Source organism: Actibacterium naphthalenivorans, assembly GCF_014196965.1.
Lineage (GTDB): Bacteria > Pseudomonadota > Alphaproteobacteria > Rhodobacterales > Rhodobacteraceae > Actibacterium_A > Actibacterium_A naphthalenivorans.
On record NZ_JACIEQ010000001.1, the window covers coordinates 140,122 to 165,302 of the forward strand.

General features: G+C 65.2%; 25 protein-coding genes and 1 pseudogene. 17 read left to right on the plus strand and 9 right to left on the minus strand.

Translation table 11 applies throughout. The features are described 5' to 3' along the window. Window position 1: 1 nt before the first annotated feature. Together GGR17_RS00665 and GGR17_RS00670 are read right to left on the minus strand one after the other, a co-directional pair. Complete coding sequence (locus GGR17_RS00665) at window positions 2-304, minus strand: urease subunit gamma (protein WP_037208850.1); 303 nt, start codon at window positions 302-304, stop codon at window positions 2-4. A gap of 9 nt (window positions 305-313) precedes the next feature. After that, window positions 314-1,138, minus strand: a complete 825-nt coding sequence (locus GGR17_RS00670; RefSeq protein WP_173585977.1) for an urease accessory protein UreD — start codon at window positions 1,136-1,138, stop codon at window positions 314-316. Window positions 1,139-1,337: 199 nt separating this feature from the next. Between GGR17_RS00670 and pyrC the strand changes: the two genes are divergently transcribed. The 14 genes from pyrC (at window position 1,338) to GGR17_RS00740 (ending at window position 15,248) form a co-directional block, all read left to right on the plus strand. Continuing rightward, window positions 1,338-2,378 (plus strand): dihydroorotase, encoded by a 1,041-nt coding sequence (gene pyrC, locus GGR17_RS00675; protein ID WP_054538498.1) that lies wholly within the window; start codon window positions 1,338-1,340, stop codon window positions 2,376-2,378. Between the two features lie 127 nt (window positions 2,379-2,505). Then, window positions 2,506-3,186 (plus strand): orotate phosphoribosyltransferase, encoded by a 681-nt coding sequence (locus GGR17_RS00680; RefSeq protein WP_054538497.1) that lies wholly within the window; start codon window positions 2,506-2,508, stop codon window positions 3,184-3,186. A 209-nt stretch (window positions 3,187-3,395) separates the two neighbouring features. Further along, window positions 3,396-4,898 carry a replicative DNA helicase gene (locus GGR17_RS00685; RefSeq protein ID WP_037208844.1) on the plus strand — a complete coding sequence of 501 codons (1,503 nt, stop codon included), beginning with the start codon at window positions 3,396-3,398 and terminating at the stop codon, window positions 4,896-4,898. A gap of 66 nt (window positions 4,899-4,964) precedes the next feature. Next, on the plus strand, window positions 4,965-6,014 hold the full coding sequence (gene alr / locus GGR17_RS00690) for an alanine racemase (RefSeq protein WP_054538496.1): 1,050 nt from the start codon (window positions 4,965-4,967) through the stop codon (window positions 6,012-6,014). Beyond that, a complete protein-coding gene (locus GGR17_RS00695) occupies window positions 6,014-6,793 on the plus strand; it encodes an MlaE family ABC transporter permease (protein ID WP_157445528.1) in 780 nt (259 codons plus the stop codon). The genes alr and GGR17_RS00695 overlap by 1 nt, the downstream gene beginning before the upstream one ends. Continuing rightward, entirely contained in the window at window positions 6,790-7,536 is a 747-nt protein-coding gene (locus GGR17_RS00700) for an ABC transporter ATP-binding protein (RefSeq protein WP_054538495.1), read from the plus strand. Before GGR17_RS00695 ends, GGR17_RS00700 begins: the two co-directional genes overlap by 4 nt. Then, entirely contained in the window at window positions 7,536-7,979 is a 444-nt protein-coding gene (locus GGR17_RS00705) for a paraquat-inducible protein A (protein WP_054538494.1), read from the plus strand. Before GGR17_RS00700 ends, GGR17_RS00705 begins: the two co-directional genes overlap by 1 nt. Window positions 7,980-8,252: 273 nt before the next feature. After that, window positions 8,253-9,620, plus strand: a complete 1,368-nt coding sequence (radA, locus tag GGR17_RS00710; RefSeq protein ID WP_054538493.1) for a DNA repair protein RadA — start codon at window positions 8,253-8,255, stop codon at window positions 9,618-9,620. A 19-nt stretch (window positions 9,621-9,639) separates the two neighbouring features. After that, on the plus strand, window positions 9,640-10,200 hold the full coding sequence (locus GGR17_RS00715) for a CvpA family protein (RefSeq protein ID WP_037208834.1): 561 nt from the start codon (window positions 9,640-9,642) through the stop codon (window positions 10,198-10,200). A 193-nt stretch (window positions 10,201-10,393) separates the two neighbouring features. Beyond that, window positions 10,394-11,851 (plus strand): amidophosphoribosyltransferase, encoded by a 1,458-nt coding sequence (gene purF, locus GGR17_RS00720; RefSeq protein ID WP_054540352.1) that lies wholly within the window; start codon window positions 10,394-10,396, stop codon window positions 11,849-11,851. Further along, complete coding sequence (locus GGR17_RS00725; protein ID WP_054538492.1) at window positions 11,848-12,519, plus strand: SDR family NAD(P)-dependent oxidoreductase; 672 nt, start codon at window positions 11,848-11,850, stop codon at window positions 12,517-12,519. Before purF ends, GGR17_RS00725 begins: the two co-directional genes overlap by 4 nt. A 119-nt stretch (window positions 12,520-12,638) precedes the next feature. Further along, window positions 12,639-13,424, plus strand: coding sequence for a 5'/3'-nucleotidase SurE (gene surE, locus GGR17_RS00730; RefSeq protein WP_037208827.1), 786 nt, complete (start codon window positions 12,639-12,641; stop codon window positions 13,422-13,424). Further along, window positions 13,421-14,065: a protein-L-isoaspartate(D-aspartate) O-methyltransferase gene (locus GGR17_RS00735; RefSeq protein WP_037208824.1), complete on the plus strand. Its 645-nt coding sequence runs from the start codon at window positions 13,421-13,423 to the stop codon at window positions 14,063-14,065. Before surE ends, GGR17_RS00735 begins: the two co-directional genes overlap by 4 nt. A 55-nt stretch (window positions 14,066-14,120) precedes the next feature. Further along, entirely contained in the window at window positions 14,121-15,248 is a 1,128-nt protein-coding gene (locus tag GGR17_RS00740; RefSeq protein WP_157445527.1) for a peptidoglycan DD-metalloendopeptidase family protein, read from the plus strand. A 21-nt stretch (window positions 15,249-15,269) separates the two neighbouring features. Here the strand turns inward: GGR17_RS00740 and GGR17_RS00745 are convergent, their stop codons facing one another. The 4 genes from GGR17_RS00745 to GGR17_RS00760 are packed head-to-tail and all read right to left on the minus strand — an operon-like array spanning window position 15,270 to window position 17,940. Beyond that, on the minus strand, window positions 15,270-16,112 hold the full coding sequence (locus tag GGR17_RS00745; protein WP_054538491.1) for an ATP-binding protein: 843 nt from the start codon (window positions 16,110-16,112) through the stop codon (window positions 15,270-15,272). After that, window positions 16,109-17,101: a twin-arginine translocase subunit TatC gene (gene tatC, locus GGR17_RS00750; protein WP_054538490.1), complete on the minus strand. Its 993-nt coding sequence runs from the start codon at window positions 17,099-17,101 to the stop codon at window positions 16,109-16,111. The genes GGR17_RS00745 and tatC overlap by 4 nt, the downstream gene beginning before the upstream one ends. Beyond that, window positions 17,098-17,691 (minus strand): Sec-independent protein translocase protein TatB, encoded by a 594-nt coding sequence (tatB, locus tag GGR17_RS00755; protein ID WP_054538489.1) that lies wholly within the window; start codon window positions 17,689-17,691, stop codon window positions 17,098-17,100. Before tatB ends, tatC begins: the two co-directional genes overlap by 4 nt. A 33-nt stretch (window positions 17,692-17,724) precedes the next feature. After that, on the minus strand, window positions 17,725-17,940 hold the full coding sequence (locus GGR17_RS00760) for a twin-arginine translocase TatA/TatE family subunit (RefSeq protein ID WP_037208815.1): 216 nt from the start codon (window positions 17,938-17,940) through the stop codon (window positions 17,725-17,727). A 233-nt stretch (window positions 17,941-18,173) separates the two neighbouring features. Here GGR17_RS00760 and GGR17_RS00765 point away from each other — a divergent pair, with 233 nt between their 5' ends. Next, window positions 18,174-18,554, plus strand: a complete 381-nt coding sequence (locus GGR17_RS00765) for a rhodanese-like domain-containing protein (protein ID WP_054538488.1) — start codon at window positions 18,174-18,176, stop codon at window positions 18,552-18,554. On the opposite strand, the gene GGR17_RS00770 is transcribed toward GGR17_RS00765, so the two are convergent. Together GGR17_RS00770 and GGR17_RS00775 are read right to left on the minus strand one after the other, a co-directional pair. Next, window positions 18,551-19,660, minus strand: coding sequence for an ABC transporter ATP-binding protein (locus tag GGR17_RS00770; protein WP_054538487.1), 1,110 nt, complete (start codon window positions 19,658-19,660; stop codon window positions 18,551-18,553). The genes GGR17_RS00765 and GGR17_RS00770 overlap by 4 nt on opposite strands. An 88-nt stretch (window positions 19,661-19,748) precedes the next feature. Next, window positions 19,749-20,527 (minus strand): annotated as a pseudogene (locus GGR17_RS00775) (SDR family oxidoreductase). A gap of 257 nt (window positions 20,528-20,784) precedes the next feature. Between GGR17_RS00775 and GGR17_RS00780 the strand changes: the two are divergent. After that, a complete protein-coding gene (locus GGR17_RS00780) occupies window positions 20,785-21,837 on the plus strand; it encodes a Hint domain-containing protein (RefSeq protein ID WP_082386733.1) in 1,053 nt (350 codons plus the stop codon). A gap of 19 nt (window positions 21,838-21,856) precedes the next feature. On the opposite strand, the gene GGR17_RS00785 is transcribed toward GGR17_RS00780, so the two are convergent. Next, complete coding sequence (locus tag GGR17_RS00785) at window positions 21,857-22,480, minus strand: ParA family protein (protein ID WP_037208807.1); 624 nt, start codon at window positions 22,478-22,480, stop codon at window positions 21,857-21,859. Between the two features lie 383 nt (window positions 22,481-22,863). Here GGR17_RS00785 and GGR17_RS00790 point away from each other — a divergent pair, with 383 nt between their 5' ends. Continuing rightward, entirely contained in the window at window positions 22,864-25,092 is a 2,229-nt protein-coding gene (locus tag GGR17_RS00790; protein WP_054538485.1) for a Calx-beta domain-containing protein, read from the plus strand. Window positions 25,093-25,181 lie beyond the last annotated feature (89 nt).

Below are 25,181 nucleotides of genomic sequence, written 5' to 3' on the forward strand. Positions count from 1 at the left end.
CTCAGCGGATCGGGTGGTGAACGGTGACAAGTTTGGTGCCGTCGGGGAATGTCGCCTCGACCTGCACCTCGTGAATCATTTCGGGAATGCCCGGCATGCACTGGGCGGCAGCCACCACATGGGCGCCATCCTCCATCAGCTCCGACACGGCGCGGCCGTCGCGCGCGCCCTCGACCACGTAATCGGTGATCAGCGCAATCGCCTCGGGGTGGTTCAGCTTCACCCCCCGCGCCAGCCGTCCGCGCGCGACCATTGCCGCCAGGCTGACCAGAAGCTTGTCTTTCTCACGCGGCGTCAGGTTCATGCCGTCTCCTCATATCTGCCAGACCCGGGGCAGCGGGCCGCCCCTGAGTGTCGTGATCGCCCGCACCAGCGCCCGGCGCAACAGGGCCGCATCCGAGCCCATGAACCGCGCCACGCATTTTCCGTTCCAGGCCGATGCCGCAGCCTCCACCCCGTCGCCGGGAAAGGCCGCGCGCAACGGCCCCAGAGCATCTTCCGCCCCCGGCGCCACAAGTGCAAGCGTCGCGATCGCCCGCGCCCCGCGAAGACCCGCCGACGCGCCGCCACGGCGCAGGGTTTCGGCGGTCAGGCGCAGCGGCTCCATCAACACGGGCCGGCCATCGCGCGTCACGCTGCGGCTGTCATGCAGATAGGCCGATGTCAGGGTCTCGCCCATCGCGATCCGGCCCAGAACCACGGTTTCCAGCATCAGCAGCCGCGCGTCACCCTCCAGCGCGATCACGGTTCGGCGCGACAGGGCCGAGCCCTCGAACAGAATCGTCTCCTGCGGCAGCCAGTCCAGCGCGCCGCCCGCGCCCACCCGCATATCGATGGCCAGCTCCGCCACCCCGCCCGACGAGGCATAGGCCCGCTCGGCCGTCTGGGTGGTCGCCGTGGCGCTGGCGCCGGGGGCCAGCGTCAGCGCGAAACTCATCCGGTCGCCGCCGGTCAGCCCCCCCGCCGTGTTCAGAAAAACAACCTCGGGCCGGGGCGTGTGGATGCGCGGAAGCATCGCCTTGGCCGAACCGGACTGATGCAGATGCGTCAGACGCGCCCCACCCGGCGCCGCCGCAAGCGTGACGGCCGCCCGCCCGCGTGTGCGCTGCATGACTGTAACTGGGTCCGCGCCGTCCAACATGGCCTCTTCATATCCACTTTACGCGTCACGCCCAGCATAGCACTTCGCCGCACTGCAGCAATGCCCGATTTTCGCCCTCGCCGCCCCTTCTTTCATCGCAAACGCTGAATTCCCGGGCATCCGCACGGGGGCATTCCCGGCCGCCCCACCCGAATGCCACTGGAAAGCACGCCGCCAATTGTGTAACGCCGGGGCCATGACACAGACGCTGACACTCCGCCGCCCCGATGACTGGCACCTGCACCTGCGCGACGGCGCGATGCTGCAGGGCGTGCTGCCCGAAACCGCCCGCCATTTCGGCCGCGCCATCATCATGCCAAATCTGGTGCCACCGGTGGTAACCGGCGCACAGGCCGCCGCCTATCGCGAGCGGATTCTGACGGCCCTGCCCGAGGGCGCGGATTTCACCCCGCTGATGACGCTCTACCTGACCGAAGACACCGACCCGGCGGATGTCGCCGCCGCCCATGCCAGCGGCCTGATCACGGCGGTCAAGCTCTACCCGGCGGGGGCCACCACCAACTCCGCCTCGGGGGTTACGGATTTCGACAGGATTCGCCCCGTGCTCGAGAAAATGGCGCAGATCGGCCTGCCGCTCTGCGTGCATGGCGAGGTGACGAACCCCACGGTGGATATCTTCGACCGCGAAGCCGTGTTCATCGACCGCGTCCTCGACCCGCTCCGCCGTGCCACACCGGGGCTGAAAGTGGTGATGGAACATATCACCACCGCCGACGGGGTGGACTATGTGCAATCCGCCAACGGAAACCTGGGCGCGACGATCACCACGCACCACCTGATCATCAACCGCAATCACATCCTGGTCGGCGGGATCAAGCCGCACTACTACTGCCTGCCGGTCGCCAAACGCGAAGCCCACCGCGTCGCGCTGGTGCGGGCCGCCACCTCGGGCGACGCGCGGTTCTTCCTGGGCACGGACAGCGCCCCCCATGCCGATCCGGCCAAAGAAAGCGCCTGCGGCTGCGCCGGCGTCTTCTCGGCCAGCAACACCCTGTCCTGCCTGGCAGAGGTGTTCGACGTCCAGAACGCGCTGGACAGGCTCGAAGGCTTCACCTCGCTGCACGGCCCCGCCTTCTACGGGCTGCCGCCGAACGACGCCACGCTCACCCTGACAAAGGGCGCGCCGGTGACCTATCCCGCCAAGATCGACACCGGCGCGGGGCCCGTGACACTCTTCGACCCGGGCTTCCCGCTGCACTGGCGCGTGTCCTCCTGATGAAAACCCAGCTTCATCTTTCCCCAAATATCCCCGCCGGAGGCATGGAATCTTTCGGGCGCGCCAGAGGTTTTCTTGCCTCCGGCGGGGATATTTCCGGAAAGATGACGAACAAGACGGTGATGACATGATCCCCTCCTCCTTTCCCGAAAAAACAGAGATAGCCCGACTGACCGCCCGGATGCTGCTGGAGATACAGGCGGTGCATTTCAATGCGGATGAACCCTTCACGCTGGCCTCGGGGCTGCCTTCCCCCACGTATATCGACTGCCGCAAGCTGATCTCCTATCCGCGGATCCGGTCGGCGTTGATGGATTTCATGGCGGTAACGATAATGCGCGAGGCCGGGTTCGAGGCGTTCGACAATGTCGCCGGCGGCGAAACCGCGGGCATTCCGTTTGGCGCCATGGTGGCCGAGCGGCTGGCGCTGCCGATGACTTATGTGCGCAAGAAGCCCAAGGGCTATGGCCGCAACGCGCGGATCGAAGGGGTCATGCGGGAAGGCGAGCGGGTGCTGCTGGTCGAGGATCTGACTACCGACGGCGGCTCGAAGCTCGGCTTTGTCGATGCGATCCGCGAGACCGGGGCGAGCTGCGCCCATACGGCGGTGATCTTCCACTACGGGATCTTCCCGGAGACCGAGCAGCGGCTGGCCGATCACGGGGTCGCGTTGCATTCCCTGTGCACCTGGTGGGATGTGCTGAAAGAGGCGCGTGCGTCCGGGGCGTTCGACGGCGCGACTCTGGGCGAGGTTGAGTCGTTTCTGAACGGGCCGCGCGCCTGGCAGGATGCGCGCAAACAGGGCTGATCCCGTTTGCGAAGCGTAAATGGCAGAGGCGACCGGCGGGTTCCCGCGTGCGGTCGCCACTATATGTTGACGCGGAGGCTTTGTCGGCCTCAATATGAGCCCGGGTGAAAGCTACGCCTTTTCCCCACAGGATATCCACAGGATATCCAGATTGATTGCAGATGTTGGCTGAGCCTATACCCCCTCTTCACGGGCGACAGGGACAAGAGATGAACGAGATCGCAGCGATCCGGCAGGAAGACTCGGGCAGTGAGAGCAGCGGCACATTGCCGCATAACACAGAGGCTGAGCAGCAGCTCCTGGGCGCGATTCTGACAAACAACGATGTGTATGACAGGATCGCGTCCATTCTTCAGCCGGCGCATTTCTACGAGCCGGTGCATGCCCGGATCTACGAGATTGCCGCGGCGCGGATTCAGAAGAACGCGCTGGCCTCTCCGGTCACGCTGAAATCCTTTCTGGAAGATGACGAAGGGCTGAAGGAGCTGGGCGGGCCGGCCTATCTGGCGCGTCTTGCCGGGGCGGCGATTTCGTCTTTCGCGGCGCGTGACTATGCGCAGATGATCTATGATTTCGCCATCCGGCGCGAGTTGATCCGGCTGGGTCAGGATATTTCGGGCAAGGCCGCGAAAGTGGCCGTGGACAGCGAGCCCAAGACCCAGATCGTCGAGGCCGAGCAGGCGCTCTACAAGCTGGGCGAGCAGGGGCAGGCGGAAACCGGGTTTCAGTCGTTTCTGAAGGCCGTCACCGATGCGGTGAACGTGGCCAATGCCGCCTTTCAGCGCGAGGGCGGCCTGGCCGGGGTGTCCACCGGGCTGGTCGACATGGACCGCAAGCTGGGCGGGCTGCATCGGTCCGACCTTCTGATCCTGGCCGGGCGCCCGTCGATGGGCAAGACCTCGCTGGCGACCAATATCGCGTTCAACATCGCCAAGGCCTACAAGAAGGGCACGCTGACCGATGGCACCGAGGGCGCGGTCGAAGGCGGGGTCGTGGGGTTTTATTCGCTGGAGATGAGCGCCGAGCAGCTGGCCGCGCGTATTCTTTCCGAAGCCTCCGAAGTGCCCAGCGAGCAGATTCGCCGCGGCGACATGACGGAGGCCGAGTTCCGCCGTTTCGTGGATGCCGCCAAGCAGCTGGAGGCCTGCCCGCTGTACATTGACGACACCCCCGCCCTGCCGATCAGCCAGCTGGCCGCCCGTGCGCGGCGGCTGAAGCGGACCCACGGGCTGGATGTGCTGATCGTCGACTATCTGCAGCTTGTGCGCCCGGCCACCGCCAAGGACAGCCGGGTGAACGAGGTGTCGGAAATCACCCAGGGCCTGAAGGCCATCGCCAAGGAGCTGGATATCCCGGTGATCGCCCTGTCGCAGCTTTCGCGTCAGGTCGAAAGCCGCGAGGACAAGCGGCCGCAGCTCTCGGATCTTCGCGAATCCGGCTCGATCGAGCAGGACGCCGATGTGGTGATGTTCGTCTATCGCGGTGAATATTACAAAGAGCGCGAAAAACCGGGTGATGACAATCTGGAAGGCATGGCCAAGTGGCAGGAGGAGATGGAGGCGCTGCATGGCAAGGCGGAGGTCATCATCGGCAAGCAGCGGCATGGCCCGATCGGCACCGTCGAGCTGAGCTTCGAGGGGCGCTTCACCCGTTTCGGCAATCTCGTTAAACCCTGGCAGCAAGGCGCCGGCGGCGGCGACGGGTTCCAGTGAGCCCCGCCCGCGGCGCCGCGCCGGTTTCCGCTTGACCTTGCCCGCGTGCCGGTCGAAACCTCGCCCATGGCTACTGGTTCTCTGACGATCGATCTCGACGCGCTGGTGCGCAACTGGCAGGCGCTGGACAAGGCGTCCGGCAGTGGCGTTGAAACCGGTGCGGTGGTCAAGGCCGATGGCTATGGCCTGGGTGCCGCGCAGGTGGCACGGGCGCTGGCCCGGGCCGGGGCGCGGCGGTTTTTCGTGGCCGTGGCCGAGGAAGGCGCCGCCCTGCGCGAGGTTCTGGGGCGCGCCCCCGAGATCTACGTGTTCGGCGGCCACATGCCCGGCGATGCCGACATGCTGGGTGATCTGGATCTGATCCCGATGCTGAATTCGGTGGATCAGCTGACCCGGCATTTCGAGGCGCTGGCCGGCACCTCCTTCGGCATTCAGCTCGACACAGGCATGAACCGCCTGGGCATGGAGCCCGGCGAATGGGCCGCCGTGGCCGAAGTTGCGCTGACCGCCGGGCCGAAGCTTGTGATGAGCCACCTAGCCTGCGCCGACACGCCCGACCACGCGCAGAACCGCCAGCAGCTGGAGATGTTCCATGCCATGACCGACGGCATCGACGTGCCCCGCTCGCTCTCCGCGACGGGCGGCATTCTGCTGGGCGAAGACTATCACTTCGATCTGACCCGCCCCGGCATCGGCCTTTACGGCGGGCTGCCCTTCGAAGACGCCACGCCGGTGGCGCATCTTTCGCTTCCGGTGATCCAGACGCGCGAAGTGGAACAGGGCGAGAGCGTGGGCTACGGCAGCGCCTGGGTCGCGGAAGAGCCGGGGGTGATCGCCACCGTTTCGGGCGGCTATGCCGACGGGCTGATCCGCGCCATGGGCAACACCGGCCACCTGTTTTTCGACGGCGTGCCCTGCGCGATCGTGGGGCGCGTGTCGATGGATCTGATCACGGTGGATATTTCGCACCTGACCGCGGCGCCAAAGGCGCTTGATATCCTGGGACCGGACCAATCGGTGGATGACCTGGCCGATGCGGCCGGCACGGTCGGATATGAGATCCTGACCTCGCTGGGCGGGCGCTACAAACGACTGTACACAGGGGGTGCGGGCTGATGCTGATTGACACTGTTGCCGGGATCGGCCGGTCCACGCTGCGGCTGTTGGCCGAGATCGGCCGGGCCACGCTGTTCTTCCTGCGCGCATTGGCGGCGATGTTTTCGCCTCCCTTCTACTTCCGCGAATTCGGCCATGCGCTGCTGACCATCGGGTATTTCAGCCTGCCGGTGGTGGGCATGACGGCGGTGTTCACCGGCGCGGCGCTGGCCATTCAGGTCTATGCCGGCGGCAGCCGGTTTCAGGCCGAATCCGTTGTCCCCTCGATTGTCGCCATCGGCATGACGCGCGAGCTTGGCCCGGTGCTGGGCGGGCTGATGGTGGCGGCGCGCGTCACCTCGTCCATCGCCGCCGAGATCGGCACGATGAAGGTGACCGAACAGCTCGACGCGCTGGTGACCCTGTCAACCAACCCGATGCGATACCTGACCGCCCCGCGGGTGCTGGCAGCCACGATCACCATGCCGGTCCTGGTCGGCCTGGGCGATATCATCGGGATTTTCGGCGGGTATCTGGTAGGAACCGAGCGGCTGGGCTTCAACCGCGCGGCCTATCTCAAGAATACGGTGGATTTCCTCGAAACCTGGGATGTCACCTCGGGCATGATCAAGGGCGCGGTGTTCGGATGCCTGATCGCGCTGGTGGGCTGCTACTACGGCATGCATTCCAACCGCGGCGCGCAGGGCGTGGGCCGGGCCACGAAAACGGCGGTCGTCATGGCCTCGGTCTTCATCCTGGCCTCCAATTACATTCTGACAGAACTGTTTTTCACCGGATGATCGAGCTTCGCGGAATACATAAGGCCTTCGGCGCCAACAAGGTGCTGCGCGGGGTGGATCTGACCGTCCCCAAGGGCAAGAGCATGGTCATCATCGGCGGCTCGGGCACCGGCAAATCGGTGACGCTGAAATGTGTGCTCGGGCTGGTGAAGCCCGACGCGGGCGAGATCTTGGTGAACGGGCAGGATGTGACCAAGGCCGACCGCGACGCATTCCTCGCCAGCTTCGGAATGCTGTTTCAGGGCGGCGCGCTGTTCGACTCGCTGAGTGTCTGGCAGAACGTGGCCTTCCGCCTGCTGCGCGGGTCGCAGAAGCGCCCCAAGGACGAGGCGCGCGCGATCGCGATCGAAAAGCTGCGCCGCGTCGGGCTGAAATCCTCTGTCGCTGATCTCTTCCCGGCCGAGCTGTCGGGCGGCATGCAGAAACGCGTGGGCCTGGCCCGTGCCATCGCCGCCGATCCCGATATCATCTTTTTCGACGAGCCCACCACCGGCCTGGACCCGATCATGGCCGGCGTCATCAACGAACTGATCCGCGAGATCGTGGTGGAAATGGGCGCCACGGCGATGACCATCACCCATGACATGAGCTCGGTCCGCGCCATCGCCGATGACGTGGCGATGCTGCATGACGGGGTGATCAAATGGTCCGGGCCGGTCAGCCGGCTGGACAATTCGGGTGATCCCTATCTGGACCAGTTCATCCACGGCCGCGCAGAGGGGCCGATCGAGGCGGTGCGCTGATGGCGCGGCTCCGGCTGGCCAATCTCGCCCTTCTCCTCCTTTTCCCGGTCGCCTGGTTCGCCCCGCTCCTGCGCGCCGGCCTGCTGCCGCTTTTCGGGATGAGCGACATCTCGGTGATGTCGGGCCTGCAGAGCCTGTGGCGCACGGATGTCTTCCTGGCCCTCGTCGTAGCGCTCTTCGCCTTGCTGGCCCCCTACCTGAAAACCCTGGGGCTGGCGCTGATCCAGTTCGGCCTGGCCCCACCCCGCCTTCTGGCGCCGGTTCAACTGCTGGGCAAGCTGGCGATGGCGGATGTGTTTCTGATCGCGCTTTACATCGTCATCGCCAAGGGCGTGGGCGTGGGCAAGATCGAAATCGCCTGGGGTCTCTACCTGCTGAGCTTCTGCATTCTGACCTCACTTGCCCTGTCGATCCTGACGGAGCGCCGGTTTCGGGCGCGGTGACAACAAAACCCGCTGACGCGGGTTTGCCTCCGGCGGGGATATTTTAACCAAAGCAAAAGGATTTGGTGCGAGAAGGGGGCCGCGGTACAGGCGGGGACGCCGATGACCGCCCAAAGCAAGGCGCCCTGTCTCTTGCCTGAGGCAGGGCGCTCTCCGTTTCAATTGCTTTGGGCGAAATATCCCGGGGGAAGCCCCGGATCCGATCCGGGGCGCGGGGGCGGCGCCCCCGTCTGCCGCTTGATCCGGGCGCGGCAGTCGGGCAGAAAGGCGCGGATGGCAAAACCTGTAACCTCCTTCACCTGTACGTCCTGCGGCGCGGTTCACAAGAAATGGGCCGGGCGTTGCGATGCGTGCGGCGCGTGGAATTCCATTGTCGAAGAGGCGCCGCTCTCCGCCGGCCCGGCCGCGAAATCGCTGGGGGGCGCGCGGGGCAAGGCGATCGCGCTGACGGATCTGTCGTCGCGCGAGCCGCCGCCGCCGCGCACCGGATCGGGCCTGTCGGAGCTTGACCGGGTGCTCGGCGGCGGGCTTGTTCCCGCCTCGGCCATTCTGGTGGGCGGCGATCCGGGTATCGGCAAATCCACACTGTTGCTGCAGGCCGCGGCCAGCTTTGCGCGGGCCGGCCTACCCTGCATCTACGTGTCGGGCGAAGAGGCCGGCGCGCAGATCCGGATGCGCGCGCAGCGTCTGGGGCTGGCTGATGCGCCGCTCAAACTGGCGACCGAAACCAACCTGCGCGACATTCTGACCACGCTCGACGCGGAGCGCCCGGCGCTCGCGATCATCGACTCGATCCAGACCATGTGGGCAGACAATGTGGAGAGCGCCCCCGGCTCGGTCTCTCAGGTCCGGGCCTGCGCCCATGAGCTGGTGACCTTCGCCAAACGCACCGGCACCGCCGTCATTCTGGTGGGGCATGTCACCAAGGACGGGCAGATCGCGGGCCCCCGCGTTGTCGAGCATATGGTCGACACCGTGCTTTATTTCGAGGGCGAGCGGGGCCATCAGTTCCGCATCCTGCGCGCGGTCAAGAACCGTTTCGGCCCCGCCGATGAGATCGGCGTGTTCGAAATGACGGGCGCCGGGCTGGCCGAGGTCGCGAACCCTTCGGCCCTGTTCCTGTCGGATCGCAACAAGCCGGTGCCCGGCTCGGCGGTCTTTTCCGGGATCGAGGGCACCCGCCCGGTGCTGACCGAGATTCAGGCGCTGGTCGCGCCATCGCCGCTGGGCACCCCGCGTCGCACCGTGGTGGGGCTGGACGCCGGGCGGCTGTCGACCACGCTTGCGGTGCTCGAGGCGCGCTGTGGCATTCCCTTTACCGGGCTCGACGTGTTTCTGAACGTGGCCGGCGGGATGCGGGTTACCGAACCTGCCGCCGATCTGGCCGTCGCCGCCGCGTTGCTGAGCGCGCGCGAGGATGTGGCCCTGCCCGCCGATACGGTGATTTTCGGCGAAATCAGCCTGTCGGGCGCCCTGCGCCCCGTGGGCCAGACCGAAAACAGGTTGAAAGAAGCGCGAAAACTTGGTTTCACACAGGCGATCGCTCCTGCGCGCGGAAAGCCGGGGGGGAACGCCGGGTTGAAGCTGCGCGAGATGGCGGATCTGGCGGAATTTGTTGGAGATATGTTCGGGGCCGGCTAATCCCCCGAAGGAGCGAGGCATGGAAGGTTTCACCATTATTGATGCGGTCGTGGCCGTGGTCGTCGTGCTGTCGGCGATCCTGGCCTATTCGCGCGGGTTGATGCGCGAGGCGATGGCGATCCTGGGCTGGGTGGCCGCCGCGTTTCTGGCCTTTGTCTTCGCGCCCGCGGTCGAACCGCTGATCAAGCAGGTGCCGGTGCTGGGCGAGTTCATCGCCGACAGTTGCGAAATTTCGATCATCGCCGCCTTCGCCGCCGTCTTCGCGGTGGCGCTTGTGGTGGTGTCGATCTTCGCGCCCCTGTTTTCCTCGGTCGTGCAACGCTCCGCCCTTGGTGGCGTGGATCAGGGGCTCGGGTTTCTGTTCGGCGTGCTGCGCGGCATCGTTCTGGTGGCCGTGGCGTTCTTCGCCTATAACACCGTTGTCACGTCAGAGCCTTTGCCGATGGTCGATGACAGCCGTTCGGCCAGCGTGTTCGCCAAGCTGACCGACAAGATCGAAGAGCGCGACCCGGAAGATGCCCTGGGCTGGCTGACGAACCGCTATGACGCGCTGGTGGGAACGTGCGGCTTGCCCGAATAGCGCCACCCCCCGTGCAGGCCCTGCGCCAAAACGACCCTGACCCCACCATGACGGGTTGTCTTTCGATCAAAACCGCATCACACCGCCGGCGTGTTTCACAAAGTGTGATCCTTTCGTGACACCGCCCGCCAGAGGCACTAAGGAAAGAACAACTTGTCCCTATCGGATTCGGAGCCCCGCTGAAATGCGCGAGATGCCCCCAAGCCACCCGTTCGACGACGATAAACTGAAAGAGGAATGCGGCGTGTTCGGCGCGATCGGCCTGACCGATGCGGCGAATTTCGTGGCCCTCGGCCTGCATGCGCTTCAGCATCGCGGGCAGGAGGCCGGCGGCATCGTGTCTCACGACCCCGAGGTCGGCTTCAACTCCGCCCGTCGTTTCGGATATGTGCGCGACAATTTCACCAAGGCCAGCCTGATGGACACCCTGCCCGGGCCGCTTGCCATCGGCCATGTGCGCTATTCCACCGCCGGATCGAAGGGGCAGACGCAGATTCGCGACGTTCAGCCTTTTTTCGGCGAGTTTTCCATGGGCGGCGCGGCGATTGCCCACAACGGCAACATCACCAACGCCAACGCCCTGCGCAAGGAGCTGATCGAGCGCGGTTCGATCTTCCAGTCTTCGTCGGACAGTGAATGTATCATCCACCTGATGGCCCGCTCGCTGCAGCGCAACATCCCCGAACGGATGAAGGATGCGCTGCGCCGGGTCGAGGGCGCGTTTTCCATCGTTGCGATGACCCGTACCAAGCTGATCGGCGTGCGCGATCCGCTGGGCGTGCGCCCGCTGGTTCTGGGCAGGCTCGGCGACGGCTGGGTTCTGTCGTCGGAGACTTGCGCGCTCGATATCCTCGGGGCCGAGTTCATCCGCGAGATCGCCCCTGGTGAGATGGTGGTGATTTCCGCGGACAAGGGCGTGGAGAGCTTTCAGCCCTTCGAGCGCACAAAGCCGCGGTTCTGCATCTTCGAACATGTGTATTTCTCGCGCCCCGACAGCATTCTTGGCGGGCGTTCGGTCTATGAAACGCGCCATGCGATCGGCGTGGAACTGGCCAAGGAAGCCCCTGTCGACGCTGATCTTGTCTGTCCGGTACCCGATAGCGGCACGCCGGCCGCCATCGGGTTCAGCCAGCAAAGCGGCATCCCCTATGCGATGGGGATCATCCGCAACCAGTATATGGGCCGGACCTTCATCGAACCGACAGAGCAGATCCGCAACATGGGCGTGCGGCTGAAGCTCAATGTCAACCGCGCGCTGATCAGGGGCAAGCGGGTGATCCTGGTTGACGACTCGGTGGTGCGCGGCACCACCAGCCGCAAGATCAAGCAGATGATCCTGGATGCCGGTGCGGCCGAGGTGCATTTCCGCATCGCCTCGCCCCCCACCGCGTGGCCCTGCTTTTACGGCGTCGATACGCCCGAGCGCAGCAAGCTTCTGGCCGCGAACATGTCCGAGGAAGAGATGCGCGCCTATCTGGAGGTGGACAGCCTGAAGTTCATCTCGCTCGACGGGCTGTACCGCGCCGTGGGCGAAGCAAAGGGCCGCAACTCCGAGGCGCCGCAATATTGCGATGCCTGCTTCTCGGGCGAATACCCGGTGGCGCCGAGCGACATGATCGCGAACGGGTTCGAGCTGAAGGCGGCGGAATGAGCGAAAAGATTGCCCTGATCACCGGCGCCTCGCGCGGGCTTGGCGCCGCCGTGGCCGAAGAACTGGCCGCCGAGGGCTGGCATGTCATCGCCGTGGCCCGCACCGTGGGCGCGCTGGAAGAACTGGACGACCGCATCAAGGCGCGCGGCGGCCATGCCACGCTGGCGCCGATGGACGTGACCGAAACCGATGCGATGCGCCATCTGTGCCGGTCGATCCATGATCGCTGGGGGCGGCTTGATCTGTGGGTGCATACCGCCATCCACGTGCCGCCGATGACGCCGGCCGACCATCTGGACGAAAAGGACTGGGCAAAGGTCGTGGCCACCGGCATCACCGCGCCGGGTATCCTGATCCCCTTCATCTCGCCGCTGCTGCAGGCCTCGGGGGCCGGAACGGCGGTGCATGTGGACGATCCGAATGCGGGCAAGTTTCTTGCCGCCTATGCCGCCGCGAAATCGGCGCAACGGGCGCTGTTCGCAAGCTGGGCCGCCGAAACCGCCAAGACCGCTAGGCCGCGCGTGATCAGCTTTACGCCCGCGCCCATGGCCACCGCCACCCGCGCCCGGTTCTATCCGGGCGAGGATCGCACCGTACTGGCCCGGCCCGCCGATCAGGCCGCGCGCCTGCTGGCCGCCGTGATGGAACTGGAACAGGCAGGCGGATAGCCCGAAGCTCACCGCCAATCCCGCGACGGGGCACAGGGCCGCCGAATCGGGCCGCCGCCGCTTGCCGCCCTGCCCCGCCTCTACTATTGAGGATGCAACGGCAACAGCGGCAGGCATCCATGCGCATTCTCATCACAAATGACGACGGTATCAACGCGCCCGGCCTGAAAGTGCTCGAGGCCATCGCCCAGGAGATTGCCGGCCCCGGCGGCGAGGTCTGGACAGTGGCGCCCGCCTTCGAGCAATCGGGCGTGGCGCACAAGATTTCCTATACCCATCCGATGATGATCGCCGAGCTTGGCCCGCGCCGGTTCGCCGCCGAAGGCTCTCCGGCCGATTGCGTGCTGGCCGGGCTTTACGATGTGATGCCCGACGCAAGGCCCGACCTGGTGCTTTCAGGTGTGAACCGGGGCAACAACGCGGGCGAGAATGCGCTTTACTCCGGCACGATCGGCGGCGCGATGGAGGCGGCGCTGCAGGGGCTGCCCGCCATCGCCCTGTCGCAATACATGGGCCCGCAGAATTATCGCGAGAATTTCCAGTTCGATGCCGCCGCCGCGCATGGCGCCGCCACGGTGCGCAACCTGCTGAACAACGGGCTGTGGGATGGCGAGGATTACCGCATCTTCTACAACGTCAACTTTCCGCCCATCACCGGCGACAAGGTGATGGGGCTGCGCGTCAGCCCGCAGGGCTATCGCCAGGATTGCTTTTTCGGGGTGGAGCCGCATATGTCACCCTCGGGCCGCAAGTTTCTGTGGATCAAGGGCGGCCCGCAACACCACCCGACGACGCCGGGCACCGATGTCAGCGATTGCCTCGAGGGGTATATCTCGGTCACGCCGATGCGCGCGGATCTGACGGCGCATGACACGATCGCCTGGCTGAAAGACCAGCTGGAATGAGCGGAACCGCCGAACAGAAGATGCAGTTTCTCTACGCGCTCCGGTCCAAGGGCGTGACGGACAAGCGTGTTCTGACGGCGATGGAGGAAATCGACCGGGGCGAGTTCGTGCGCGGCGGCCTGTTCGCCGATCGCGCCTATGAGGATATGCCGCTGCCCATCGCCTGTGGTCAGACCATCAGCCAGCCTTCGGTGGTCGGGCTGATGACCCAGGCGCTGAACGTGCGGCCGCGTGACAAGGTGCTCGAGGTGGGCACCGGCTCCGGCTATCAGGCCGCGATCCTCAGCAAGCTGGCGCGGCGGGTCTATACGGTGGAGCGGCACCGCCGGCTGGTGAAAGAGGCGCAGCGCCATTTCGACCGGCTGGATCTGACCAATGTCACCGCGATCCTGGGCGACGGGTCGCACGGGTTGCCCGAACAGGCGCCGTTCGACCGGATTCTGGTGACCGCCGCGGCCGAAGATACGCCCGGCCCCCTATTGGCGCAGCTGCGCGAGGGGGGTATCATGGTGTTGCCCGTGGGGCAGTCGGATACGGTGCAAAGCCTGATCAGGGTGACGCGCACGCCCCATGGTTTTGAGTATGACGAGCTTCGGCCGGTGCGGTTCGTGCCGCTGGTCGAAGGGCTCGGACAGGAATGACGGACCACAGCGGAGTGCCCGGACCAACACGGGGCCCGCGATTGAGGAGTGAGCCATGACAGCCCGCCGACGCCCCCGCCTGCGCGCCCTGACCCTGGGCTGTTCCGTTCTGGCGCTTGCCGCCTGCCAGGACTTCGACCTGGACCTGCGCAGCAACGATGCCAACACCTCTGACGCGGTGCGCCAGCAGACGGCCCCCCGGCCCGCGCCGGATGCGCGCGGCGTGATCTCCTACCCCAACTATCAGGTGGCCGTGGCGCGGCGCGGCGACAGCGTGGCCGATGTGGCCGCCCGTGTCGGGCTGCCGGCCGGCGAACTGGCCACGTTCAACGGGCTGCCGCAGGATGTCGCGCTGCGCGAAGGCGAGCTTCTGGCCCTGCCCGCCAGTGCCCGCGAAACCGCGCCGGACGATACGATCGACATCACCACGCTGGCCGGGGGCGCCATCGAACGCGCCGACGGGGCGATCACGCCCGCCACGACCACCACCCCGGCCACCGCCACCCAGGCCGAACCGATCCGCCACCGGGTGGAGCGTGGCGAAACCGCCTATTCCATCGCCCGGCTCTACAACGTGTCGGTGCGGTCTCTGGCCGACTGGAACGGGCTCGCCCCCGATCTTTCGGTGCGCGAAGGGCAGTATCTGCTGATCCCCGTCGTCACCACGGCCGCCGCCCCGGCCCCCCCCGAAACGACAACCCCGCCGGGGGCGATTTCGCGCATTCCGGTGCCGCCCACCGCCGCACGCCCGCTGCCCGATGAGCAGACCGCCCCCGCCGCGGCCCCCGTCACGCCGCCGCCCTCGCCCGATCTGGAAGAGGAAAAGACCGTCACCGCCCGCCTCGCCTTCCCGGTGGAGGGCCAGATCTTCCGTGGCTACGAGAAGAAGAAGAACGACGGTATCGACATTTCCGCCCCCGCCGGCTCCGCGATCAAGGCAGCCGAAGCCGGAACCGTGGCCGCCATCACCCGCGACACCGATCAGGTGCCGATCCTTGTGCTGCGCCATTCCGACAACCTGTTGACTGTCTATGCCAACATCGCCGATATCAGCGTCGCCAAGGGCGATACGGTGACGCGCGGCCAGCAAGTGGCCACCGTTCGCGCCAGCGATCCGGCGTTTCTGCATTTCGAGGTGCGCGAAGGCTTCGAAAGCGTCGATCCGATGAGCTATCTCAACTGATCCAAAGCCCGGCGGCGGCGGTCAGAGCGTTATGCCGCGCCGCCCGGCCAGATCCGTGAAATACTGCCACGCCACCCGGCCCGAACGGCTGCCGCGGGTGGCCTGCCATTCGATGGCCTCGGCGCGCAGGGTGGCATCGTCGATCTGCAGCCCATGCGCATCGCAATAGCCGCGGATCATCGCCAGATACTCGTCCTGATCGCAGGGGTGAAAGCCCAGCCACAGCCCGAAACGATCGGAAAGCGAAACCTTCTCTTCCACCGCCTCGGACGGGTTGATGGCGCTGCCACGCTCGTTCTCGATCATGTCGCGGGGCATCAGGTGGCGGCGGTTGGAGGTGGCATAGAACACCACATTGTCGGGCCGCCCCTCGATCCCGCCATCCAGAACCGCTTTCAGAGATTTGTAGTGCTGATCGTCGTGGGAAAACGACAGGTCGTCGCAAAACAGCAGGAAACGCGCGTCGGCACCGCGCAGCAGGGTCAGCAGCCGCCCGATCGACGGCAGGTCTTCGCGCTGCACCTCGACGATCTTCAGCGCATGCCCCTGGCGCAGAACCTCGGCATGGACGGCTTTGACGAGCGAGGATTTCCCCATCCCCCGCGCGCCCCAGAGCAAGGCGTTGTTGGCCGGCAGGCCGCGCGCGAAGCGAAGCGTGTTTTCCAGCAGCGTGTCGCGGGCGCGGTTGATGCCCAGAAGCAGCCCCAGCTCGACCCGGTTGACCGACCCGACCGGCGCAAGGCGATCCGGCGAAACATGCCAGACGAACGCATCGGCGGTGGCGAAATCGGGTGCTGCGGCGGCGGGCGGGCTGATCCGCTCCAGCGCCGCTGCGATCCGGGTCAGGGTGTCGCCGTCACTCATGCGGGTTTGTTGTCCTCGCCGTCTTCGTCATCTTCTTCTTCGAACTCTTTGAGCAGCGGATCATCGGCGGCGGCTTCGGGATCGAACGCATCGGCGGCATCCTCTGCGGCCTCCGGCTCTTCATCTTCGTCGTCCTCGAACCACAGCCCCTGGGCACGCAGATCGGCCTCGCGCTTGCGCTCTACCCAGGCGACAAGAAAAATCGAGATCTCGTAGAGACCGTAGACCACCACGAACAAAATCGCCTGCGTGGTGACATCGGGCGGCGTGACCAGCGCGGCGACGGTCAGAATGCCCACCACGGCATATTTCCGCACGGAACGCAGCCCGGCGGCAGAGGTCAGCCCGGCCTTGCCCATCAACGTCAGCAACACCGGAAGCTGAAAGCACACCCCGAAGGCGACGATCATTTTCAGCGTGATATCGAGGGTTTCGTTGACCTTGCCGTTGAACACGATGTCGATGCCCCGGTCCGTGCCCGCCGCAACCTCCGCCCCTTCGGTGCCGGCCACGTAAGCGGCCACCATCGAGGGCAGATCGGCGAAACCAAGGAAAAACGCCATCGCCAGCGGCACGACCACGAACTGGGCAAAGGCGGCGCCCAACAGGAACAGCAGCGGCGAGGCGATCAGGAACGGCAGAAAGGCATTCTTTTCAGCCTTGTAAAGGCCCGGCGCCACAAAGCGCCAAAGCTGATAGCCGATCACCGGGAACGACAGGGCCAGACCGCCGACCATCGAAATCCGGATCAGCGTGAAGAAATACTCCTGCGGTGCGGTGTATTGCATCACAGGGTTGGGGTTGCCGAGATCCCGCATCGTGTCTTCGATCGGGATCAGCAGGAAATCCAGGATATACCGGCCCACCGAAAAGCAGATCACCATGCCGATGATGAAGGCCAGCGCGGCGCGGATCAGCCGCGTGCGCAGCTCTGCCAGATGCTCGATCAGCGGAGCGCTGGAATCCTCGATCTCGTCGGCGTTGCTCATGCGTCGTCACTCTTCGCGGCGGCCTTGCGGCTGGCGCGGGGTTTGGCGGCGGTTTTCGCCGCCGGTTTCTTGCTCACGGCCTTTTTGGCGGGCGTTTTCTTGGCGGGAGCCTTGCGGGCCGCGGATTTCTTTGCGGCGGGTTTGGCGGCAGGTTTGGGCGCCGGGGCGGCTTCGGCGGTTTTCGCGGCTTCTTCGGCGGCGATCCGGGCGCTGGCCTTCTCGGCGGCGGCCTGCTTGATCTTCGCCGCCGCCTCGGCGCGCTCTTCGCTCAGTGCCGCGGTCGCGGGGCCTTTTGCGGTGGCCGAGGGCACTTTCGGCTCCCATTTCTCGAACTTGTCGGCGGCGTCCTTGATCGCGTCCAGCCCCATCTTGCGCGGGTTGGCGATGTCTTTCAGGCTCTTGGTCGCTTCGTTGATGCCGGCCTCGTCGGCGGCATCGTCCATCGCGCGCTGAAACTCGCGCGCCATGTTGCGGGCCTTGGCGGTAAACCGGCCCAGCGTGCGGAACATGCCGGGCAGGTCCTTGGGCCCCACCACGATCAGCGCAACGATACCGATGACCAGAAGTTCGGTCCAGCCGAGATCAAACATGTGCGTCCCGCCCCCGGTGCGGCGCTGGCGCGCTTACACCTTGTCCTTTTCGGTGGCTTCGGGCGTGACATCCCGTGCGCTTTCGAGATTGTTCTCAATCTCTTCGCTGCCGTCTTTCACGCCCTTCTTGAACGCGGTGATGCCTTTGCCGACCTCGCCCATCAGCGAAGAAATCTTGCCGCGGCCGAAAAGCACCAGCACCACGACGGCGATCAGAAGCAGGCCGGGAAGGCCGATATTGTTCAGCATGGTCTTCTCCCTTGGGGGCCGTTCGCCCGGACACCCGTTTTGAAATCTGTCAAACACATTTATGAGTTATGAAGGGGAGATCAAAGCCCCATTCCGCCGCAGATACCGGATTTCTTGCAGAATTCCCCATAAGCGCGGCGGCAGGCCGCAGGCTGCGCGCTTTTGTTGCGGCGCGGGCGCGTCTACACGGGGCCTATGGGCGCGAACGAGTCACTGGCAAAGGAACGTGAAACATGCATACCGAAGACATTGGCGGCAAAACCCTGGAACACTGGACGGTCGATGACGTCGAGCAGGCACTGCGCGACGGCAAGATCATTCTGATCGACGTGCGGACGCCGCAGGAATACATGTTCGAATACATCCACGGCGCGCTGCTGGCACCGATGGCCGGGTTCGATCCGGCCTTCATGCCGCCGCAAACCGACGAACGGCAGATCGTGTTTCACTGCGGCTCGGGCGTGCGCTCTCGCAAGGTGGCGGAACAGTATCTGGCCGCGGGCCATGACCGGATCGCCCATCTGGATGGCGGTTTCGCAGCGTGGAAAGTGGCCGCCAAGCCCTATATGGGCACCGATCCGGCCACCGGGGCGCCGCGCAAGGTCGGCGGTTAACCCGCCGGGCGGGATTGCGTGCTGCCGGTCGCGGGAAATACAAAGCACCGTTCGCGGCGAATCATCAGCCACATCGGCGTGCCGGGCTTGGGCAGGAAGACGCCCGGCACCGTGGCCTTGAGCATCGAGCCGTCATATTCCATCCGGAATTCCAGCAGGCTTTCGCTGCCCATGAACCGGGCCCGGTCGACGACGGCGCGCGCGGCGGCGCCGTTTTCCGGCGTCGGCGCGGGGCCGACCCCGTTACGGTCGAACTCGATCTTCAGATGCTGCGGCCGGATGATGATTTCGACTTCGGTATCCTCGGGCACGGCCGGGGTCATGAACTGCCCGAAAGGGGTATCGGTCAGAAAGCCGTGAACCCGGCCGCGGATCACGTTGATGTCGGAAAAGAAGCCGGCGGCGGCCTTGTCCACGGGCGCGTTGTAGATGTTGTAGGGCGCGCCCTGCTGCACGATCCGTCCGCCGCGCATCAGCGCGATCTCGTCAGCCATGCGCATCGCCTCTTCCGGCTCATGCGTCACCAGAAGCACCGCGGCGCCCTCTTCCTTAAGCACACTCAGGGTCTGGTCGCGGATATCGTCGCGCAGGCGGTTGTCGAGCCCCGAAAACGGCTCGTCCATCAGCATGATGCCGGGGCGCGGCGCCAGGGCGCGGGCCAGCGCCACGCGCTGCTGCTCGCCGCCCGAAAGCTCGTGCGGATAATCGTCGATGAAGCGCAGCATCTCGACCCGCGCCAGAAGCTCTTCGACACGGGCGCGCCGGGCCGCCTTGGGGCCCTTCAGCCCGAAGGCCACGTTATCGGCCACGCTCAGATGCGGGAACAGCGCGAAATCCTGAAACATCAACCCGATCGAGCGGCCCTCGGGCGGGACCCGGAAAATCGTGTCGCAGACCAGCGCGCCGTCGACAAAGATCGTGCCTTCGTCCTGCATGTCGACGCCAGCGATGATACGCAGCGTGGTGGACTTGCCACAGCCCGACGGGCCCAGCAGGCAGGTGACCTGCCCAGGCATCACCGCCAGCGACACGTCATCCACCACCGCCCGGCCGCCGAAGCGCCGGGTGATGTTCCGAATTTCCAGCCGGGGGGTCGTGTCGCTCACCGCTGCCTCACCTCATTCCCGAGCGAAAAAATCGGGATTTGTTCGGAAATATCAACCCCGAAGCCCTGCCGCAAGCCTTGCCCGCCTGTCACAGCGTCGCATTCGTGGCACCGCCATCCAGCAGGATATTCTGGCCGATGATGAAGCCCGCGTGCTGCGAACACAGGAAGGCGCACATCGCCCCGAATTCCTCTGGCGTTCCGTAGCGGCCTGCGGGGATGCTCTGCTCCCGCCGCGCGCGGGCCTGTTCCAGCGTCAATTCCTCTTGCTGGGCCACCCCGGTATCCAGCGCCACGGCCCGGTCGGTGGCATGGATGCCCGGCAGCATGTTATTGATGACCACGCCGTAGGGCGCCACCTGGCGCGACGTGCCGGCGACATAGCCGGTCAGGCCGGCACGAGCCGAGTTCGACAGGCCAAGCGCGGCGATCGGCGCCTTGACCGATTGCGAGGTGATGTTGACCACCCTGCCCCAGCCCCGGTCAATCATGCCCGGCAGCAACGCCTTCATCAGCGCGATCGGGGTCAGCATGTTGGCGTCCAGCGCGGCGATGAAATCCTCCCGGTCCCAGTCGGACCAGACGCCCGGCGGCGGCCCGCCGGCGTTGGTGACCAGGATATCGACATCCCCGCCGCCTGCAGCACCTGCGCGCGCCCCTCTTCGGTGGTGATGTCGGCGGCCACGGCCGTGACCTCGACCTCGCAGGTGCTGCGGATACCCTCGGCCGCCAGGGCCAGCGCCTCTTCGCCGCGGGCATTCATCACGATGTTCGCCCCGGCTTCGGCCAGCGCGCGGGCACAGCCCAGCCCCAGCCCCTTTGACGACGCGCAGATCAATGCGCGCTTTCCGGCAATTCCCAGTTCCATCCGTCTGCTCCCTTGTTCCGGCACAGGGTTGTCGGTATCACTCCGCCCGGCCGGGGAAAAGCCCACGATGGCCGGCTGCCCGCGCATGTGATCTGTTGCGCCCGGCCAACGCCCCAGCGGCAACCGGCAGCCCCTCGATTGACGGGCCAGCGCGGCGCGGTTAGTTTCAAAGGATATTCAACCAGTTGAAACTATGCGCGGCACAGGGGCTGGCCCGGCATCATGGAACAGCTCGATGTATGGAGCACACCGCCGCGATGAATGACACCTCCCGGCCAGAGTTCACCCCAAGCTATTCGGTGCACGTGTTTTCCGCCTCCGATCTGCAGGCGGTCGCCGGGGCCAACAGCGGCGATCCCCTGATGCCGCTGGACGAGCTTTGCCTGGGCGATACCTACAGGCTGGCGGCCGAGGCCGCGCCGCTGGCCCTGACCATCCGCGACGCTCAGGCCGCGCAGGCGGGCACCGGCCGGTTCCTGCAGGCCAGCGCCATGACCCCCAGCGTGGCGAGCGGGTCGGAGATCGGCACGCCGGGCGACCCGCTGTCGCTGACCGGGCGGCTGACCTTCATGGCGCCCGATGGCGACAAGGTGGAGCTGTTGCTGATCACCCACATGCCGGACGCCGGGCCCGAGGCCGCGCTTTATTTCCTGCCGATGGCGCCGCTCGCCCCGGGAGAGCCCTATGCCCTGGTCACCGCCAGGCCCGACCCGGGCGAGGTGCGGCTGACGGACATCACCCCGGTCGCCTTCACCCGCGGCACGCTGATCACCCTGTCGGACGGGCGGCAATGCCCGGTCGAGGAACTGCGGATCGGCGAAAAGGTTCTGACCCGCGACCATGGCGCCCAGCAACTGCGCTGGATCGGCCGGCGCACGGTGCGCGCGATCGGCCCCTACGCGCCGGTGGTCGTGACCAAGGGCACGCTTTCGAATGAAAGCGATCTGATCGTCAGCCAGGACCAGCGGCTGTTCATCTATCAGCGCGGCACGCAGCTTCTGATCAGTTCGGCCGAAGTGATGGTCAAGGCGCGCGATCTGGTCGATGACGGCGCGGTCTTCATCCGCGAGGGCGGGTTTGTGGACTATTTCCACCTGATCTTCGACCGGCATGAAATCATCTATGCCGAATGCACCCCCACCGAAAGCCTGCTGCTGAACGAGCGCACGCTGGGCCGCCTGCCAGAGGATCTGGCACAGGAAGTTTCGCAAAGGTTCCCCGATCTCACGCAGCGCGCCGAATATGGCAGGGACGCCCCCGGCGCGCCTGTTCTTGTCACAGCGCGCCGCAAGCCGCGCGCGGGCCGGTAAACCCTTCGGTCGGAAGAGCCTAGACCAGCGACCGGATCAGCGGCGCCCATTGCGCCCGCATCGGATCATACACCTTCTGCGGACGGTCGAAGATCGTCAGCCCCTGCTCCGCCAGATCGCCATAGGCCACGCGTTCGGATATCATCGCGACGGGCGGCTGGCCGATCTTTTCAAAGAACATCTCCAGCCGGGCGTTCGCGCGCGCCCGCGGCCGCACCCGGTTGGCCAGCAATTCCAGCCCGACCTTGCCCTTGCGGATGCGCTTGATCTCCTGCATCTCGGCCAGGAACCGCTTGGTCGCGTCCTCATCAAAGAACGATGGCATCACCGGCGTGATCACCGCCTTGGCTTCAGCCACCAGCTCTTGCGCCTCTTCGTCGTAGATCGAACCGGGCGCGTCGATCACCACGAACTGCACCCCCTTCGGCACGTCCCCCAGCGATTTCGGCGATGACCAATCCAGCCCGGTGATCTTCGCCACCCCCTTCGGCCGCCGCTTCAGCCAGCGCAGCGAGGATTTCTGCGGATCCGCATCGGCCAGCGCCACCTTCCAGCCCCCATCGGCCAGCGCGGCCGCCAGGTTGATGGCCACGGTCGTCTTGCCGCATCCGCCTTTCCGATTCGCGATTAGTACGGTTTTCACTGCGCCTCTCTCTTGTTCGTTGCGATCGTCCGATGCCTCACCCGCCCCAGACCGGGGAAATCCGGCTTTTCACGAATTGCCACAAGACTGTTGCGCCTCCGATGACAGTGCCGTTCAGGAGCTGGCGGCTCTCGATTTTTGCTGTTTTGGGGCATTCTGAAACCGTATTGCAAATCAATTAGATATGCAATGCATATACAAAATCGATTTTCGTCTACCCGTGCAACCATTGGGCGAAAAGTTAATTGGGGCGAAATGTTGACAGAATCGCGCCCATTATGTGAACTCCCCGCGACGCGGGAATATTTTAATGTTCCTCCCTGCTTAGCACGCGCTCTAAAAGCGCCAGCCATTTGATTGAAACCAGAACCCCGGAGAAATTCATGGTAGAAGTATCTCTTAACCCCAGCTCGGGCACCGAAGCGAATGACGGCCATTTCGAGCTTCAGCTTTCCGCCGCCACGAACGTCGATGTAACCGTAACGCTGCGCCTGATCGGGCAAACGGCGGATCTGGCGAGTGACGCCGATTTCAACTATTACTCGACCTTCGAGACGGTAAAGAACTATACCATTCCGGCAGGCCAAACCTCGGTGGACGTATACGTAAGCCACCATGACAGTATCGCGGGCGAGCTTGACGAAAACTACGTTGTCGAAGTCACCGACCCGGTGAACGCCACGCTGGCGGGCGGGTCCGATGTCATCCGCACCACCGGCATCATCGAGGAATCCGGCGTCAGCCTGTTCGTCAGCGACCCGACGATCGAAGAGGGCGACGGCGGCAGCAGCCATGCGGTGTTCGAGGTTCAGCTCTCGCGCCCCGCGGCGACCGACCTCTGGCTCGACTACACAACGGTAGACGGAACCGCCCTGGCCGGCAGCGACTACACCGCGAAATCGGGCACGCTCAAATTCGTCAGCGGCCAGACCTACGCCACGGTGCGCGTGCCCGTGAAAGGCGACACCCGGATCGAACAGTTCGAGGATTTCTCTCTGGTCGTGACGCCGGGCAAGAACTCCGACGGCAAGATCGACAATGGTGTGGCGGATTCCACCGGCATCGCCACTATCCGCGACGATGACACCGACACCAACCTGCCCGTGCTTTCGATGGAGCCCGGCGCGGGGTCCGAAGGCGAAGACGGCTATTACGCGATCCGGCTTTCAGAGCCATCCCTGGTCGACGTGCAGGTGACGCTGCGGCTGGTCGGCCAGACCGCGGATCTGGCCACCGATGCCGATTTCAACTATTACTCGACCTTCGAGACGTTGAAGACCTACACAATTCCCGCCGGCCAGACGACGGTGTATGCCTACGTCAGCCACCATGACAACACCGCCGGCGAGGTCGATGAAAACTATATCATCGAAGTGACCGACCCGGTGAATGCGGTGCTTGCGGGCGGCGTTTCCAAGATCAAGGTGACCGGCATCATCGAAGAGGGCGGCCGCGCGGTTTTCGTCGGCGACCCGGAAATCGTGGAAGGCACCGGCGGTGACACCGAAGCCATCTTCGAGATTCGCCTCTCCGAGCCCGCCGATACCGTGATGCAGTTCGACTATCTGACGCTGAACGGCAGCGCCGTCGCCCGCAAGGACTATAAGAAGGCGTCGGGCACGGTCGAGTTTCTTCCCGGCCAGACGGTGGCCTATGTGCGTGTTCCGGTCTTCGGCGATGATAAATTCGAAGCCAATGAAAGCTTCTCGCTGAAGATCTCGCCCACCGTTGCCACCGCTGCTCTGGTTGCCGGCGGCACGGATGACACGATCGGCAACGCGCTGATCATGAACGACGATCTGCCCATCACCAAGATCTTCGGGTCGAACAAGAAAGACACGCTGGTTGGCGACATCGGCCGCGAAATCATTTCCGGCAAGGGCGGCGCCGACAAGCTGTTCGGCGATGCCGGTGATGACGATCTCAGGGGCGGTGCGGGCAGCGACACGCTGAACGGCGGAGTGGGCGCCGATATCCTGAACGGCGGCGCGGGAACGGATTTCGCGGATTACAGCCTGTCGACCGTTGGCGTCATCGTCAAACTGGGGAAATCTGTGTTCCGCCAGGGCGATGCCGAGGGCGACACCGCGATCGAGATCGAAGGCGTTATCGGGTCGGAGGTTGACGACATTCTGGTCGGCAGCAAGGGCGCCAACACGCTGGACGGGCTCGACGGTGACGACAGCCTCAGCGGGCTGGGCGGCAACGACATCCTGCTGGGGCGCACCGGCAACGACAAACTGATCGGCGGCTCCGGGAATGATGTGCTCAAGGGCGGCGGCCAGAAAGATACCCTGAAGGGCAACGGCGGCAACGACACGCTGGCCGGTGGCAAGGGGGTCGACACGCTGACCGGCGGCAAGGGCGCCGATACTTTCGTCTTCATGAAAAAGGAAGGCACCGATTTCATCACCGATTTCTCGGTGGATGAGGATATCCTGCAGCTCGACACCCGGCTGTGGAAAGGCACGCTGACCGCCGATGAGGTGGTTGATCAGTTCGCCTCGATCGTCGGCCCCGACACGGTTCTGGACTTCGGCCGCAAGGGGACCATCGCTCTTGACGGGGTGCTTGATCTGGAGCTGCTGGCCGACACCATCGATTTCATCTGAGGCCCCTTGAACCGAACCTGCGGGCACCCCGGCACGGGGTGCCCGCGCTGCAGATAGTTCGCACGGCGCGCCGCTCCGCTATTGCTGGC

What these genes read in the sequence shown, in the direction of transcription:
- purF (WP_054540352.1), top strand. Translation starts at nt 10,394, where the DNA reads ATGCCCCCAAGCCACCCGTTCGACGACGATAAACTGAAAGAGGAATGC.
- GGR17_RS00760 (WP_037208815.1), bottom strand. Translation starts at nt 17,940, where the DNA reads ATGCTGAACAATATCGGCCTTCCCGGCCTGCTTCTGATCGCCGTCGTG.
- GGR17_RS00745 (WP_054538491.1), bottom strand. Translation starts at nt 16,112, where the DNA reads ATGAGTGACGGCGACACCCTGACCCGGATCGCAGCGGCGCTGGAGCGG.
- GGR17_RS00780 (WP_082386733.1), top strand. Translation starts at nt 20,785, where the DNA reads ATGAATGACACCTCCCGGCCAGAGTTCACCCCAAGCTATTCGGTGCAC.
- GGR17_RS00765 (WP_054538488.1), top strand. Translation starts at nt 18,174, where the DNA reads ATGCATACCGAAGACATTGGCGGCAAAACCCTGGAACACTGGACGGTC.
- tatB (WP_054538489.1), bottom strand. Translation starts at nt 17,691, where the DNA reads ATGTTTGATCTCGGCTGGACCGAACTTCTGGTCATCGGTATCGTTGCG.
- GGR17_RS00725 (WP_054538492.1), top strand. Translation starts at nt 11,848, where the DNA reads ATGAGCGAAAAGATTGCCCTGATCACCGGCGCCTCGCGCGGGCTTGGC.
- GGR17_RS00665 (WP_037208850.1), bottom strand. Translation starts at nt 304, where the DNA reads ATGAACCTGACGCCGCGTGAGAAAGACAAGCTTCTGGTCAGCCTGGCG.
- tatC (WP_054538490.1), bottom strand. Translation starts at nt 17,101, where the DNA reads ATGAGCAACGCCGACGAGATCGAGGATTCCAGCGCTCCGCTGATCGAG.
- GGR17_RS00735 (WP_037208824.1), top strand. Translation starts at nt 13,421, where the DNA reads ATGAGCGGAACCGCCGAACAGAAGATGCAGTTTCTCTACGCGCTCCGG.
- GGR17_RS00685 (WP_037208844.1), top strand. Translation starts at nt 3,396, where the DNA reads ATGAACGAGATCGCAGCGATCCGGCAGGAAGACTCGGGCAGTGAGAGC.
- GGR17_RS00715 (WP_037208834.1), top strand. Translation starts at nt 9,640, where the DNA reads ATGGAAGGTTTCACCATTATTGATGCGGTCGTGGCCGTGGTCGTCGTG.
- radA (WP_054538493.1), top strand. Translation starts at nt 8,253, where the DNA reads ATGGCAAAACCTGTAACCTCCTTCACCTGTACGTCCTGCGGCGCGGTT.
- GGR17_RS00700 (WP_054538495.1), top strand. Translation starts at nt 6,790, where the DNA reads ATGATCGAGCTTCGCGGAATACATAAGGCCTTCGGCGCCAACAAGGTG.
- GGR17_RS00740 (WP_157445527.1), top strand. Translation starts at nt 14,121, where the DNA reads ATGACAGCCCGCCGACGCCCCCGCCTGCGCGCCCTGACCCTGGGCTGT.
- surE (WP_037208827.1), top strand. Translation starts at nt 12,639, where the DNA reads ATGCGCATTCTCATCACAAATGACGACGGTATCAACGCGCCCGGCCTG.
- alr (WP_054538496.1), top strand. Translation starts at nt 4,965, where the DNA reads ATGGCTACTGGTTCTCTGACGATCGATCTCGACGCGCTGGTGCGCAAC.
- pyrC (WP_054538498.1), top strand. Translation starts at nt 1,338, where the DNA reads ATGACACAGACGCTGACACTCCGCCGCCCCGATGACTGGCACCTGCAC.
- GGR17_RS00790 (WP_054538485.1), top strand. Translation starts at nt 22,864, where the DNA reads ATGGTAGAAGTATCTCTTAACCCCAGCTCGGGCACCGAAGCGAATGAC.
- GGR17_RS00695 (WP_157445528.1), top strand. Translation starts at nt 6,014, where the DNA reads ATGCTGATTGACACTGTTGCCGGGATCGGCCGGTCCACGCTGCGGCTG.
- GGR17_RS00680 (WP_054538497.1), top strand. Translation starts at nt 2,506, where the DNA reads ATGATCCCCTCCTCCTTTCCCGAAAAAACAGAGATAGCCCGACTGACC.
- GGR17_RS00705 (WP_054538494.1), top strand. Translation starts at nt 7,536, where the DNA reads ATGGCGCGGCTCCGGCTGGCCAATCTCGCCCTTCTCCTCCTTTTCCCG.